The 14165-nt window shown below is 51.9% G+C and carries 15 protein-coding genes; 7 read left to right on the top strand and 8 right to left on the bottom strand.

Translation table 11 applies throughout. The features are described from left to right. Nucleotides 1–40 precede the first annotated feature (40 nt). Together DXB83_RS10720 and DXB83_RS10715 are read right to left on the bottom strand one after the other, a co-directional pair. A complete protein-coding gene (locus DXB83_RS10720) occupies nucleotides 41–1327 on the bottom strand; it encodes an aminotransferase (protein ID WP_118697594.1) in 1287 nt (428 codons plus the stop codon). Nucleotides 1328–1545: 218 nt separating this feature from the next. Next, on the bottom strand, nucleotides 1546–2412 hold the full coding sequence (locus DXB83_RS10715) for a class I SAM-dependent methyltransferase (RefSeq protein WP_118594863.1): 867 nt from the start codon (nucleotides 2410–2412) through the stop codon (nucleotides 1546–1548). A gap of 163 nt (nucleotides 2413–2575) precedes the next feature. On the opposite strand from DXB83_RS10715, the gene DXB83_RS10710 reads away from it, so the two are divergent. Next, nucleotides 2576–2956: a DUF3783 domain-containing protein gene (locus DXB83_RS10710; RefSeq protein ID WP_055219975.1), complete on the top strand. Its 381-nt coding sequence runs from the start codon at nucleotides 2576–2578 to the stop codon at nucleotides 2954–2956. Between the two features lie 110 nt (nucleotides 2957–3066). Continuing rightward, complete coding sequence (locus DXB83_RS10705; protein WP_022461779.1) at nucleotides 3067–3660, top strand: ECF transporter S component; 594 nt, start codon at nucleotides 3067–3069, stop codon at nucleotides 3658–3660. 168 nt (nucleotides 3661–3828) lie between these two features. Here DXB83_RS10705 and DXB83_RS10700 read toward each other — a convergent pair whose 3' ends face one another. Next, nucleotides 3829–4911 (bottom strand): NUDIX domain-containing protein, encoded by a 1083-nt coding sequence (locus DXB83_RS10700; protein WP_118697593.1) that lies wholly within the window; start codon nucleotides 4909–4911, stop codon nucleotides 3829–3831. Between the two features lie 278 nt (nucleotides 4912–5189). Between DXB83_RS10700 and proB the strand changes: the two genes are divergently transcribed. Both proB and DXB83_RS10690 read left to right on the top strand, forming a co-directional pair. Further along, on the top strand, nucleotides 5190–6272 hold the full coding sequence (gene proB, locus DXB83_RS10695) for a glutamate 5-kinase (RefSeq protein ID WP_243108914.1): 1083 nt from the start codon (nucleotides 5190–5192) through the stop codon (nucleotides 6270–6272). Between the two features lie 175 nt (nucleotides 6273–6447). Continuing rightward, nucleotides 6448–7650, top strand: a complete 1203-nt coding sequence (locus tag DXB83_RS10690) for a MalY/PatB family protein (RefSeq protein ID WP_118697591.1) — start codon at nucleotides 6448–6450, stop codon at nucleotides 7648–7650. A gap of 99 nt (nucleotides 7651–7749) precedes the next feature. Here DXB83_RS10690 and DXB83_RS10685 read toward each other — a convergent pair whose 3' ends face one another. From DXB83_RS10685 to spoVAD, 3 genes are all read right to left on the bottom strand, one after another. Then, entirely contained in the window at nucleotides 7750–8412 is a 663-nt protein-coding gene (locus DXB83_RS10685) for a methylated-DNA--[protein]-cysteine S-methyltransferase (RefSeq protein ID WP_055220159.1), read from the bottom strand. A 157-nt stretch (nucleotides 8413–8569) separates the two neighbouring features. Continuing rightward, the gene (locus DXB83_RS10680) at nucleotides 8570–8926 is read right to left on the bottom strand and encodes a SpoVA/SpoVAEb family sporulation membrane protein (protein ID WP_055220161.1); all 357 of its coding nucleotides are present in this window, start codon (nucleotides 8924–8926) and stop codon (nucleotides 8570–8572) included. 13 nt (nucleotides 8927–8939) lie between these two features. After that, nucleotides 8940–9959: a stage V sporulation protein AD gene (spoVAD, locus tag DXB83_RS10675; RefSeq protein ID WP_118697590.1), complete on the bottom strand. Its 1020-nt coding sequence runs from the start codon at nucleotides 9957–9959 to the stop codon at nucleotides 8940–8942. Between the two features lie 157 nt (nucleotides 9960–10116). On the opposite strand from spoVAD, the gene DXB83_RS10670 reads away from it, so the two are divergent. Genes DXB83_RS10670 through spoVAC form a run of 3 tightly spaced genes read left to right on the top strand, consistent with a single transcriptional unit; the run spans nucleotide 10117 to nucleotide 11657 of the window. Continuing rightward, a complete protein-coding gene (locus tag DXB83_RS10670; RefSeq protein WP_118697589.1) occupies nucleotides 10117–10785 on the top strand; it encodes a stage V sporulation protein AA in 669 nt (222 codons plus the stop codon). Next, nucleotides 10742–11164 carry a stage V sporulation protein AB gene (locus DXB83_RS10665; RefSeq protein WP_191901198.1) on the top strand — a complete coding sequence of 141 codons (423 nt, stop codon included), beginning with the start codon at nucleotides 10742–10744 and terminating at the stop codon, nucleotides 11162–11164. Before DXB83_RS10670 ends, DXB83_RS10665 begins: the two co-directional genes overlap by 44 nt. Before the next feature lie 19 nt (nucleotides 11165–11183). Continuing rightward, entirely contained in the window at nucleotides 11184–11657 is a 474-nt protein-coding gene (spoVAC, locus tag DXB83_RS10660; RefSeq protein ID WP_022461770.1) for a stage V sporulation protein AC, read from the top strand. 1 nt (nucleotide 11658) lies between these two features. Here spoVAC and DXB83_RS10655 read toward each other — a convergent pair whose 3' ends face one another. Then, nucleotides 11659–13038, bottom strand: a complete 1380-nt coding sequence (locus DXB83_RS10655; RefSeq protein WP_022461769.1) for a DUF4129 domain-containing protein — start codon at nucleotides 13036–13038, stop codon at nucleotides 11659–11661. Further along, the gene (locus DXB83_RS10650; RefSeq protein WP_022461768.1) at nucleotides 13029–14159 is read right to left on the bottom strand and encodes a DUF58 domain-containing protein; all 1131 of its coding nucleotides are present in this window, start codon (nucleotides 14157–14159) and stop codon (nucleotides 13029–13031) included. Before DXB83_RS10650 ends, DXB83_RS10655 begins: the two co-directional genes overlap by 10 nt. Nucleotides 14160–14165: the final 6 nt, after the last annotated feature.

Raw genomic sequence — 14165 nt, 5'->3', positions numbered from 1 at the left:
TCCCCCGGGAGAATCCGGCTTTTGTATTTTTACTTATCTGTTATTTGCTTTCCAGAATCTTATCCACGCTGACCAGTTTGACACTCAGCACGAATACCTGACCTGCGATTTCCAGCTCTTCCGGTGTCGGGAAGGACGGTGCAATACGGATGTTGGAATCCTGCGGATCGTTGTGATATGGATACGTTGCGCCCGCGCCTGTCATGGTAAGACCGGCCTCTTTTGCTTTTGCAACGATCTTCTTTGCACATCCCTCCATCGCATCGAAGGAGATGAAGTATCCACCGTTCGGTTTTGTCCAGGAAGCGATGTCAAGGCCGCTCAGCTCCTGATCCATTACCTGCAGAATTGCCTCGAATTTCGGTCTTAAGATCTCAGCATGCTTTTTCATCTGATTCATCACGCCGTCCAGGTTCTGGAAGAATTTTACATGGCGCAGCTGATTCAGTTTATCATGACCGATGATCTGGAAGTTCATGTACTCCTGTGCCTCTTTGAGGTTTGCCTCAGAAGAAATGAGAGCTGCAATTCCGGCTCCCGGATAGCTTACTTTCGAAGTGGATACGAACTCATAGACCATATCCGGATTTCCGGCTTTCTCGCACTCCTCGATGATGTTCAGCAGGTGATCCTGTCTGTCATCATACAGGTGATGGATGATATATGCATTATCCCAGAAAATACGGAAGTCTTTGGCTGCCGGTTTCAGGTTTGCAAATCTTTTGACGGTCTCATCGGAGTAGGTGTAGCCCTGCGGGTTGGAGTATTTCGGTACACACCAGATTCCCTTGATGGCGTCATCTTCTGCAACGAGTTTTTCTACCATGTCCATGTCCGGTCCTTCTGGTGTCATCGGAACATTGATCATCTCAACGCCGAAGTACTCGGTTACACCGAAGTGACGGTCATAGCCCGGTACCGGACAGAGGAATTTTACTTTGTCCAGCTTGTTCCACGGAGTGCAGCCTGCAACGCCCTTCAGGAACGAACGTGCTACGGTATCAAACATAATGGTAAGGCTGGCGTTTCCGTAAACGATGACGTTTTCCGCCGGAACCTCACAGATATCTCCGATCAGTTTTCTTGCTTCCGGAATACCGGTCAGCACGCCGTAGTTCCGGCAGTCGGTTCCATCTTCTGCGAAGGTGTCTTCATTTTTCGAGAGAACGGTAAGCATTCCTTCCGTGAGATCTAACTGGGCTGCTGCAGGTTTTCCCCTGGAAATATTCAGATTGAGGCCTTTTGCTTTTACCTCTGCAAATTCCTGCTCCAGTCTGGCTTTCTCGGCAACTAATTCTTCTTTGGTCCATTCGATATACGGTTTCATGAAACGTCCTCCCTTGTACTTTCCTTACCCGTTTTTCAGGTTTCTTGCTCAACTAAAGACCATTTTACCAGATCATGAGTTTCTGTCAAGGAGAACTTGCATGTTTTATACACTTTTCAGCATTTTATCCCACTTTTTGCAGTTTTATACTTCATTTCCTGCAATTTCAGCCAAATGTTTTTCGTATGACGGACATACGTCCGCTGCCAAAAGATGTTTTAAACGTTGTCAGACTGCCATCTTCCCGATGCACCGCACGGCAGAACAAGGCCGGTCGACTTGACCGGAAGGCCGATTTCCTGTGCTTCTACGTGGCCTTTGTACTGTTTTAATTCCAGGGAAATCATGTACGTCAGGACAGCCGGTGCAAGTCCTGTCGTGTAAGAATTCACAAGGAAGAACAGCGGGTCATCGCTTAAGAGCTGCGTGCAGAGCCTGATGAACGGATGAATCGACTCCTCGATTTTCCAGATCTCGCCCTTTGGTCCTCTTCCGTAGGACGGCGGGTCCATGATGATCGCGTCGTAGTGGTTGCCTCTGCGGATCTCGCGCTCGACAAATTTGGTGCAGTCATCCACAAGCCAGCGGATCGGCTTGTCCGAAAGGCCGGACACGGCAGCGTTCTCTTTTGCCCAGTTGACCATGCCTTTGGATGCATCGACATGTGTGACGCTTGCGCCTGCTGCGGCCGCTGCGAGCGTTGCGCCTCCCGTGTAGGCGAACAGGTTCAGCACTTTAATCGGGCGGTTGGCACGGCGGATCAGATCGCCGAACCAGTCCCAGTTCGTTGCCTGCTCCGGGAAAAGGCCGGTGTGTTTGAAGCTGAACGGTTTCAGGCGGAAGGTCAGGTCTTTATAGTTGATCTCCCACTGCTCCGGCAGATGGAAAAACTCCCATTCTCCGCCGCCCTTGCTGCTTCTGTGATAATGGCCGTTTTTCTTTTTCCAGCCCGGATTTTCTTTTTTCGTGTTCCAGATGACCTGCGGGTCTGGTCTTACCAGAAGGTAATCTCCCCACCGCTCCAGTTTTTCTCCGCCGGACGTATCCAGCACTTCATAATCTTTCCATCCATCTGCTATCCACATTTTATTGGTTTCCTTTCTCTTTTATCTCAAAATTTATCGTGTTCTGAATTGTACGTTCCTATGATACCATAAAAGTATTGTTTTTCCAAAACATTTCTTATATCATAGTTCTGGGCATCCGCGCATTTGATCCGGAAATCTGCCCGTGGAAAGGATTTTTCTCATGGAAACCGTACTCTTATATCAGATCAAAGGAACGAAAACAGCTGTGCTTTTAAAGCCGGTTCTCTTAAAGCTCGGTATCCGCGTGCGCATTGTGGAACCGGAACAGTATCTCCAGTCGATCGGATTTCTTGCCGGAAATAAAGCATTTGCAGAATCCCCCGAAGCCTATGACGGCGCCGGATTTGATGAACCAATGATGGTCATGGCCGGCTTTTCCGAGCGGAAACTCGATCTTTTTCTCACCGAAATGCGCCGGAAAAAAGTGCCGCCGATCGCCCTCAAAGCCATCGTCACAACGCAGAACCAGGCGTGGAATTCGCTGCAGCTCTACAGAGAATTAAAAGAAGAACACGAAAAAATGAAATCGTACCGGAAATAACTGGTCTGGTCAAAAAATCCGGAATTGGAACTTTTTCTTCATGCCACCACTCCCTATAATAGGGTGCAATCAAGGAACGAAAGTTCCAGATACCAAAGGAGTGCGTTGTTATGAAAAATGAAAAAGTCTGGAAAATCGCAATGACAGGTGTCTTTGCAGCCCTTTCCTACGTTGTCTTCACCTTCCTGCAGTTCAAAATCTGGCTGCCAGGCGGAGATGCCACCTCGATCCATTTCGGAAACGCTGTCTGTGTGCTCGGTGCACTGATTCTCGGCGGTGTTTACGGCGGAATCGGCGGTGCGATCGGCATGACCATCGGAGATCTTCTCGATCCGGTCTATGTGGTATACGCACCAAAGACCTTCATCTTAAAATTCTGCATCGGCCTCATCGCAGGACTGATCGCACACAAAATCGGTAAAATCAACGAGCAGACCGATCAGAAACAGATCTTCAAATGGGCACTGCTTGCAGCCATCGGCGGACTTCTGTTCAATGTGATCTTCGATCCGCTCATCGGTTACTTCTACAAACTGGTTCTTCTTGGAAAACCGGCAGCAGAGGTTACCTTAAGCTGGAACGTAGCGGCAACTTCCATCAACGCCGTACTTTCCACCATCGCTTCCGTTGTCATCTACATGGCACTGCGTCCGGCTCTTCAGAAATCCGGACTGTTTAGCCAGGTAAAAGCAGCAGCGAAATAAAAAAAAAATTTCATTTACGCGATATCCAAAAAAGTCACCATGTTCTATTTCGAACCGGTGACTTTTTTCATGCATTTCTTTTTATTTTTCAGCGGTGGCTGCTGCCTCTTTTTCCTCGTGCTTCGGGGTCAGCTTCTCGTTGATGAATCCATTTTCTTTCATCTTCTCTTACTCCTCATTTTTTGTTTTTTCTCCGGCGAACCACGCTTTTTCAATCATTTCCAGTTCCCGTATATCAATACAGTTGGGAATGCTTCCTTCTCTTACCGCCTTCTGGCACTCTTTGAGATCCATCCAGCGGACTGCTTCTACTTCCGACTCCTGTAGATGCAGTTTTTCCGCCTCGACCGGCTTCGTGTAAAGATACACGGCGCTGACCTCATGATCGTGGAACGGTTTTCCGTAAAAAACACCGTGTGATACTTTTTCCAGCAGGCCAAGATCCCTCAGCTCCTCTGCCTCTGCGTGGATGCCGAGCTCCTCGCCGATTTCCCGCAGAGCCCCTTCCAAATATGTATCGCCCGCCGAAAGATGGCCGGCGCTTGAAATATCGTAGCAGCCCGGATTCGAATCTTTCCAGGCACTCCTTTTCTGCAGCAGTACCTCACAGCCGCTCTTCTCATTCGCCCGTGCAATCCAGATATGTGCCGTTCCGTGACACCGTCCCTCACTGTGCGCCACGCCGCGTTCTACGATGGTTCCGGTCGGCGTGCCGTCGCCTGAGCGCTCCTCAAAAAGTTCCATCTGTTTTCCGTTCAGCACCGCTTCTGCGAGCGTGTCGCCCACATACCGCAGCTTCAGGGAGAAAAACGGCTCGTCTTCATTCAGAAGGCGGAAAAAGATTTTGTCTCCCTCCCACAGATTCAGGTGCAGGACGTCCTCTTTTTTCACCCAGGCGAGTTCGCCCTCATCACATGCAGTCGGTTCTCCCGTGAATCCGTCTGCCGTGTAGAGACACATATACTCCATGTACTCCACCGTTTTGCTGTTTTCTGCCTCTGTCACAAAGGTAACAAGACCGCGGAAACGCCAGCTCGTCAGCGTGTAGCCGGTTTCCTCTTTTACTTCACGCAGCAGGCATTCCTCCGGGCTTTCGCCAAGTTCCGCATGGCCGCCGACGCCGATCCACTTGTCCTTGTTGACATCGTTCTTTTTCACCGTGCGGTGCATCATCAGATAGCTGTCATCCTTTTCGATGTAGCACAGCGTTGTCATGCAGCCTCTGCCTCTTTCTTCTGTTTTTTCCTCCATCTTTGACTCCCTCCGTCGTGTGCCGGACTTCTTTCCGCTTCTTTTGTTTTTCAGGAAAAATGTATTTCTGCACACACCTTTTTCTCGTTTTCTATTCTACCATACTTTTTCAGAATTCCAGCAACAAATTTCTATCTTTTTGCAGATCTTTCACGAAAAATGTAACGACCATTCCGCATCTTCTTGACTCTCACACAGTACTGTGTTAAAGTGTCTGTAATTGATGTTTTGTCACCCGTAAACAACGTTTCTTATCATTTCTTACATTTGAGGTTTTCATGATGGAAAAACAGACGATAGTTGTGAAAGTCGGCACCAGCTCCCTGACACTCTCAGACGGAACCATGGATGCTGAAAAAATACGGAACATTACGACCCAGCTTGCCGCGCTGCAGACGGCAGGCCACCATGTGATTCTCGTTTCCTCCGGTGCGATCGCCGCAGGCTTTTCCCGTCTCGGCTTTAAAAAACGGCCGACGAAAATTGCCGATAAACAGGCTGCCGCTGCTGTCGGCCAGGGCCTTCTGATGGAGGAATACACGAAAAATCTGATGGCGTACCAGATTCCGTGTGCGCAGATTCTTTTGAACCGCAGTGACTTTGAGGACCGCCGCCGCTATAAAAACATCTTCGGCTCCCTCTCCGTCCTGCTCGGGCGCGGTGCGATTCCGATCATCAATGAGAACGATACGATCGCGATTGAGGAGCTGAAGGTCGGCGACAACGACACGCTCTCCGCCCAGGTGGCTGCGATGCTGCATGCATCGCTTCTGATTCTGCTGACCGATATCGACGGGCTCTACACTGTCAATCCAAAGAGTGACCCGAATGCGCGCCATATCGACGTGGTAAATGAGATCACGCCGGAGCTCACTGCTGCGGCAGGCGGTGCGGGATCGGGCAACGGAACGGGAGGCATGACAACGAAGCTCTCCGCCGCTTCGCTTGCCACAAGAGCCGGTGTGCCGGTTCTGATCTGCTCCTCGGCGGAGGAAAACAACATTGTGCGTGCGGTGAAAGGAACCGCAAAAGGAACGTACTTTACCGCCAGCGGCCACAACATGAAAACGCGTCTGCAGTGGATGGCATTCTATGCGCCGAGTGCGGGCAACCTCTACGTCGATGAGGGTGCCGCAGAAGCACTTGCTGTTCAGGCAAAGAGCCTGCTTCCCAAAGGCATCGTGGCAGTCGAAGGCGATTTTAAGAAAGGCGATGTCGTCAGCGTCTTCCGGCGCGGCAGCCATGAATATCTCGGAAAGGGCATTGTCAACTATGACCGGCCGGATCTGCAGAAAATCATGAACGAAAGCACCAGCCACACGGAAGCAATCAACCGCGATAACTGGATCGGCGCGGAATAAATGGTGCCGAATAAAGCATTCTTTTGTTTACGAAAATTCCCCTCCGTGTTATAATATTTGTATTCAGCCGGCTGCAGGTTTTTCTTTCAGCGAGGAAAGGAAGCTGCATCCGGTTTTCCATGTGCTTTTGGTTTTACTTCGAGAGCACAGCAAACACAAAGGAGGGTTTTTACCAATGAAATACGATTTTACATCTCTGATGAACCGCAGCGGCCACGATTCGATCGCTGTCGATCAGATCCCGATTCCGGGTGCGGAAGTCAAAGAGGGCTTCTCCCGCATCCCGATGTGGGTGGCCGACATGAACTTCCCGTCTCTTCCGACCATTCAGGAAGCAATTCACGCGAGAGTCAACGAACCGCATTTTGGCTACTTTAATCTGCCGGATGCATATTTTGACAGCATCATCCGCTGGCAGAAAGAGCGCAACGGTGTGGAAGATCTGCCGCGTGAGGCGATCGGCTATGAGAACGGCGTGCTCGGCTGTGTTGCTTCGGCTGCTGCCGCTTTTACATCCCCGGGCGAATCCATTCTTCTGCATTCCCCGACATACATCGGTTTTACCGGTGTTCTTGAGAACTGCGGACGCAATATCGTTCTCTCCGATCTTGTTCAGGATGAGAACGGCGTATGGCGTATGGACTACGCCGATATGGACCGCAAGTTAAAAGAAAACAACATTCATTTCGCCATTTTCTGTTCGCCGCACAACCCGACGGGCCGTGTCTGGGAGCGCGAGGAGATTGAAAAAGCGATGGAAATTTACAAGGCCAACGACTGTGTTGTCATCTCCGATGAGATCTGGTCTGATCTGACACTGCCGGGCTTCAAACATATCCCGACGCAGTCCGTTTCCAAAGATGCACGCGAGCGTACCATCGCGCTTTATGCACCGTCCAAGACCTTTAACCTCGCAGGCCTTGTGGGCTCCTACCACATCATCTACAACCGCATGCTGCGCGACCGTGTGGAGAAGGCTTCGTCCCTTTCCCACTACAATTCTCCGAACGTACTCTCTGTTCATGCGCTGATCGGCGCTTACCGGCCGGAGGGATATCAGTGGGTGGATGAACTGCGCGAAGTGCTGAAATCGAATGCGGATTATGCGTACAACTACATTCTCGAGCATTTCAAGGGCGTGAAGCTTTCCAAACCAGAAGGAACGTACATGCTGTACCTCGACTGCGAGGAGTGGTGCAAGGAGCATGATACCGATATGGATACACTGCTGAAAGCCGGTGTTGCTGTCGGCGTGATCTGGCAGGACGGACGGCCGTTCCACAGACCGTATGCGATCCGCCTGAATCTGGCACTGCCGCATGTGCTTGTGAAAGAGGCATTTGACCGTATGGATAAGTATGTATTCAATGCGAAATAATTGTATTTTCTAATTTTATAAGCCAAACATAATGAAAGACCGAAACGGACATTTTCCTCTGCCGTTCCGGTCTTTCGCTGTTTTGTGCATCCTATTTTTTCAGTTTTGCTCCAGCTCCCGCTGTGCCAGCATCTCTTCCACGTTGATGCCGTACTTCTTTAAATTGACGCGGCCGTTTTCCAGCACAATGCCGTCTGCCTCCAGCATATCCGCCTGTTTCCCGGCGCCGCCGAAGACAAATTCCGCGGCCAGTTCGCCTTTGGAGTTTACCACACGGTAGCATGGAATGTGCTCCGGATCTGTGTTTTTATGTAAGGCGTTTCCCACGGCACGCGCCATCTTCGGCTCGCCTGCAAGCGCTGCTATCTGGCCGTATGTCGCCACTTTTCCGCGCGGAATCTGCTTTACCGCCTCATAGATTCTTTTGGTCGGGCTGTCCGTGATGATGTCGTAGCTCTCGGCGATCATGGTACGCACAGCGTCATCGGGTACGGTTCCGTCGAGGAGAATCGTGTTCCAATGTTCTTTGTTCTGATGATATCCCGGGATAACTGACGCGAATGCATCGCGCCAGTAGTCCCGCCATTCCGGGTTTGCTTTTACATTCAGCTGAATGATTCCGTCCTTTTCATAGACCCACAGAAATGCCTTTTTGCTTCCTTTCACGCGGATGAGCTGCCAGTTGTCATCGTGGAACGGTGCTTCCTGATATGTGTCCGGGAAGGAAAGGCCATAGGATAGCGCTTCTTCTCTTGTCTTCATTGCAGACTTCCTTTCTTCCTGTCGCGGGTGTTTTGATGTTTTTTCCGCAAAACACCCGCTTTTTTCTGTATTCGTCCTGCCGCTGCGATTCTGCTTTTTTCTGCGGCATTTTTCTTTATTATATCAGTCCGCCTGCTTCTGCGCAATTTTTCACCTGCTATTTTTTCATCTTCGGCTGGAAAATCCAGCTTGCAAGATACGCGAAAATCAACGCCGCTGATGTTCCGACAGCCCCCGCCTTTAATCCGCCCTGGAACAATCCTAAAAATCCGCTTTCTTTTACGGCATCTTTTACTCCCTGAAACAAAAGATGCCCGAACCCGAGCAGCGGCACCGACGCGCCTGCCCCGGCGTATTCTGCAAATGGATCGTAGAGTCCCAGAAAGCTCAACACCGCGCCCGTGCACACAAGCGTTACCATAATTCTTCCCGGCAGCATTTTCGTGCGGTCGAGCAGAATCTGGCACAGGGCACAAATGAGGCCGCCGACCCAGAAGGCATTGAAATATTCCATAAACGTTCCCATTTTACACATCCTCCTCCCTCTCGACTACAACCGCCTGTGCAATACCAGGCACGCTGCTGCCCTCCTGAAAGCTGACCTTCGACATCAGCGCACCAGTCGGTACAAACAGAATCCTCTTCCACTCTCCGTTTTCCAGCTTCGGCAGCAGATACTCCGCCAGCACCGATGCCGCACAGCCGCAGCCGCTTCCGCCCGCGCCGGTGTCCTGTTTTGCCGGATCGAAGATCAGCATGCCGCAGTCACTGTGCTGTTCCGAGATATCGTATCCTTTTTTCTTCAGCAGCTCCAGCAGAATTTCCCGCCCCACAACGCCGAGATCTCCCGTCACAATGCGGTCGTAATCGGCCGGTTCCCGGTTGAAATCGACGAGGTTCTGTGCAATCGTATCGCACGCAGCGGGGGCCATGCAGGCGCCCATGTTCTGGTTGTCTTTCAGCCCGTAATCAATGATTTTTCCCGTCGTAGCGCCCGTGATTTTCACTCTGCTCTTCGTTTTTCCAAGCACACACGCGCCGCTTCCCGTCACCGTCCAGCTCGCGGACGGCGGGCGCTGGTTTCCGTAGGCGAGTGGAAAACGGAACTCCTTCTCCGCCGTTCCAAAATGGCTCGATGTCACCGCCAGCACCCGGTCACCGTATCCCCCTGCGACTGCCATCGCGCCAAGCGAAAGCGCCTCTCCCATCGTCGAGCAGGCACCGAACAGGCCGTAGAGCGGGCAGTTCAGATCCACCAGGCCGAACGATGATGCGATTGACTGTGCCAGAAGATCGCCCGCAAAAATCATGCGGATCTGCTCCGGCCTCACATTGGCTTTCTGCATTGCCAGCTTCGCGGTGGCAAGCTGCAGTTCACTCTCGCCCTCCTCCCAGCTCTCCTGCCCGCACATCGGGTCCGAAAGCGTGTGCGAAAAGTATTCGCCCAGCGGTCCATCCTTTTCCTTTTCTCCTACAATCGCCGCGCTGCCCTCGATATAGACGGCTTTGGCAAACGAGATGCTCTGCTTTCCTGTCATCTGTCTCATCGGCAAATTCCTCCGTTTTCTTATTTTGCGTCTTACCATTTCTGACCTTCAGTATTTCCGTTTTTTCCATTCTTACGCATGATTTTCCTGTTTTAGGGAACTCTGTACGCTGTAGCACAAAAATCCTGTTTCAGAAACTTTTAGAGGAATGTTTTTCATGAGTGAAATGCTGTATCTTCAGACGGAGCGGAATATCAAAATCACCAGTCCCGTCGTGACGCTCGGCGATGTGGCGCAGCTTTCCTGTTCAGACGGCGCTGTCCTTGCCCGCAATCAGGTCCGCCGCGTGGCGCATCTTCCCGATGACGGATACGGACGCTACGTCTGCTCCGCCTCCACCCTCGTCCGCCTCGTCACGGAGGCCGAGGAGCACGTCGATGTCACCCACATCGGCGAGCCGAATTTTATTTTAACGTACGAGGATCCGCGTCAGAAAAACACCTGGATCAGCTGGTGCAAAACGATTCTGGTCGGCATCCTTACGTTTATCGGAACTGCGTTTTCCATTATGACCTTCCACACCGACATCGGCGTCCGCGAGCTGTTTTTGGATGTTTACACCCGTTTTCTCCCGCAGATGACGCCCGGATTTTCGGTGCTGGAAATTTCATATTCCATCGGCATCGGCCTTGGCGTCGTGCTCTATTTCAACCATTTCGGACGGCGGAAATTCACGAAGGACCCGACGCCGCTCGAGGTGGAAATGCGGGTCTACGAGGATGATATCGATACGACCATTATCGAACAGGACGACCGCTCCGGTAAAGGAAAGGAGGCTTTTCATGCGAATCCTGCCAGAGATCCTGCTGATCACAGCCGGTCTTAGCCTTGGCTTTTTCATCGCGAGCGGCCTTGTCGCGCTTGTGATCGGCCTTGGCATCGTGACACGGTACGCCGGCATCACAAAGACAGCAGGGAGCCTGCGTTTTTACGAATGCTGCTGTATGGCCGGGGCGCTGTTCGGCGATCTTTTCTCGCTTGGCACCTTCTCGTTTTCCCTGCCCTCCTGGACGGCCGGTGTGTTCTGGCTTTTTGCGGGCATTTATCTGGGAAGCTGGATCATCGCGCTCGGCGAAGTCGTCAACCTGTTTTCGATCCTCTGCCGCCGGATCGGACTGACGCGCGGACTGCCGTTTGTAATTCTCTGCATGGCGGCAGGGAAAATCGCGGGCTCTCTCTATTATTTTGCAAGTGGATTTCAATAAGAACTGGAGGTAAGATGTGATGCAGAGTTTAAAAAGTGAACGGGCAAAAAAAGAATACGAACAGTTTGTCAAAGAGGTGACGCCAAAGCAGAATCTCTTCTGCAATATGGCAAAAGCCTTTATCGTCGGCGGTCTGATCTGTGTCGTGGGGCAGATTCTGCTCCATATCGGCAAAACGCAGTTCTCGCTCAGCAAAGATGACGCCGGCTCCTGGTGCTCGCTGATTCTGATCCTTAGCAGTGTGATTTTAACCGGCCTCAACATCTATCAGAAAATCGTCACCTTTGCCGGCTGCGGTGCGCTCGTCCCGATCACCGGCTTTGCCAACTCGGTTGCAGCTCCTGCGATTGAATATAAAAAAGAAGGACAGGTCTTCGGCATCGGTGCGAAAATTTTCACCATCGCCGGACCTGTCATTCTGTACGGTGTCTTTGCAAGCTGGCTGCTCGGCTTTCTCTATTGGCTGTGGACCGCTGCCGGGAACTGGTTTTAAATCAGTTCCGCAGCGCTTCCGCCTCTTCTTTTGTGCAGCCCTCGCGGCTGTAACGGGCTTTTTCATAGCCGTCGTGCAGCCGTCTCATGCCGTCGCCGGAAAGCTCGTTTCTCTCTTCCAGCTCCGCCGGGGTTTCGACTCCGGTCGGCTGGTATTTTCCGGCTTTTTTGATCGTTTTTTTATACTGCCGGCGGATACGCATATTCGGGGAGAGATAGCCCTCTTTCTTTTCCCGCCGCCACGGCAGATTTTCCCGTTCGTCGTTTCCCTGATGCAGGAAGAGAACTTCGTCCTCCTCATCCTCTGAGAAGGCTTTTCCCGCATTTTTTACGCTCTGGTAAATCGCCCGCAGAACCGCGATTCCGACGGCAACCATCACAAGATACATGACCGCCGTAAAAAGATTCTGGATCCACTGCGGCATCGGTTTGTACTCTTTGTCCCCCAGCATATCGGACAGATCGGCCTGCTCCATGCCCTGCGGCGCCTCGACCTCCGGTGTTTCGATCGTAAGATCGCTTTCCAGCTCTTTCGGCTCATAACCTGCGATCGCCTCCGCAATCGGATCCTTTCCGTAGAGCGCCGATGGGAGCACGAACAGTACCAGAAGGAGTACTGCAATTTTCAGGATCAGTTTTCCCGTCCGCTGCATCATCTCCACCGGGAGATTGGCGATTTTCTGATGGTCACGGATGAACCCGTGCATGCCGTCGAGGTACTGGCAGAAGAAGCACAGGAATACATCTGCAAAGAAAAACCAGTAGATCAGATGCCAGTAGAACGGCATTTTCATCAGCACACCGATCACATACTGTATCATAAACCAGAGAAAATGAAGGGGCTTTGGCTCATCGAGGAGCGTCGGGATCTCCCACACTTCCATATCCGCCAGCGGCATTGAGCCGGCCGGCAGTTCCTGCGCTGCTTTCTTTAACTGGCCTTTGCGGATTCTGACATAGCCGCGGATCAGGAAAATCACAGCGGCCATAAGACCCGTCATCACGCCGGAAAGGCTCTCCAGAAATGCAGGAGAAATACCGTTCTCAAACTTGTTTTTTCCATCGTTTGCCGCCACAGCCGCTTCAATTACCGCTGCCGCCTGCACACTGAACAGGGAACAGAAAAATTTCGCTGCCAGATACGTCACCGCGCAGACCGCAATTCCGCCAAGCAGAAACTGCCAGAGTGCTTTCGTTTTCCGGATCAGAATCCAGCTTGCGGCGGCCGGAATCAGCAGCAATAAGGATATGGCGCAGAAATACAGCGCCTCCCTTCCCGTCAGCTCCAGAAAACCGGCGGCAAAGCCATAGATGCCGGCGAATAAAAGCCAGACATGAAGCCAGGTCAGCGGGATCTGTACCGGTGTCTTTTTTATTTCCATGGTTTCACCTCCCAGCCGATTGCGGTGTACGCACGGTTCTGCTCCGACGGAACTTCTTCGCCCGGCAGATACGGAATCACCCACAGCACCTGGTTCTGCGCACCGGAGAGCAGATGAAGCGCCTCACGGACCTCATCGGTTCTGTTTTTGGATACGACAACGTAGGTGTGGCCGGTGAGCTCTTTTTCCGCCTCTTTGTGCAGAAACTCCGCGCTGCCTGTGAGATTGCCCCCAAGCTGCACGCACGCCAGTTTCCGGTTCAGCTCCGCTGTTTTTCCGGCGCCCGCTGCCAGATGGACACGCAGCTCCTCGCCGGTCTCCTCATCTTTCGCATTGCTCTTCACCCACAGATTCATCTTGTTTTTCACCATCCGCGCCGCAAGCGAAGACGTGATGCGGATGCTCTCCTCGACCTGCGCTTCCTCGCGCAGAATGTTGGCGTCCTCGATATCGAGAAGCACCGTAACTTCCACGCTCGTCGTCGCGTCAAACTGGTTGACCATCAGATCTCCCATCCGTGCCGACGATTTCCAGTTGATGCGGTTCATCGGGTCTTCTTTCCGGTAATCGCGGATACCGGAAAATTCAAACGGGTCCTCGTACAGGCGATTCCGTGACAGAACCATGCCCGACACGGCACGGCAGATCATCTGAATCCGTGCAGTATCGACCTGGCGCGGGTAAACGTACATCTGTGTCTGCTGCGGGTAATCGCTGTAAAGACCCTCCCGGAAAAAAAGATCGTACGCTACGGCATGCGCACCGGTGATCTCGTAGAATCCTCGTTTTTTCGCCTGAAACGGCAGTGTTCTCGTGACCTGCTGATGAAACAGGAACGAAAAGACATCGCGTTTGTAGCTCTGGTCGGTGATGCTCGCGTTTGCTTTTGCCTCGCGGTCGAATTCCAGATTCCGGCTCATCGAAATGCCAAGCTCGAGTGCCGGAATCGGCAGCAGTTTGTCGTTTACGACGACCTCTTTTAACGTACTCTCCTCGCCCTCATAGATCGCGGAATCCTGGAAGCTGACCTGGATTTTCAGATTTTTCTGCCAGTTTTTCTGGTACAGCTTTTTCTGCAGAAACCAGGCGAGCGCCATTCCAAATAGTAATAAAAGAAGCATAGTCCG

It is taken from the genome of Blautia sp. OM06-15AC (assembly GCF_003481425.1).
GTDB classification, from domain to species: domain Bacteria; phylum Bacillota; class Clostridia; order Lachnospirales; family Lachnospiraceae; genus Fusicatenibacter; species Fusicatenibacter saccharivorans.
Note: the sequence above shows the minus strand (reverse complement) of the source record. Positions and strands in the feature narration are given on the sequence as shown.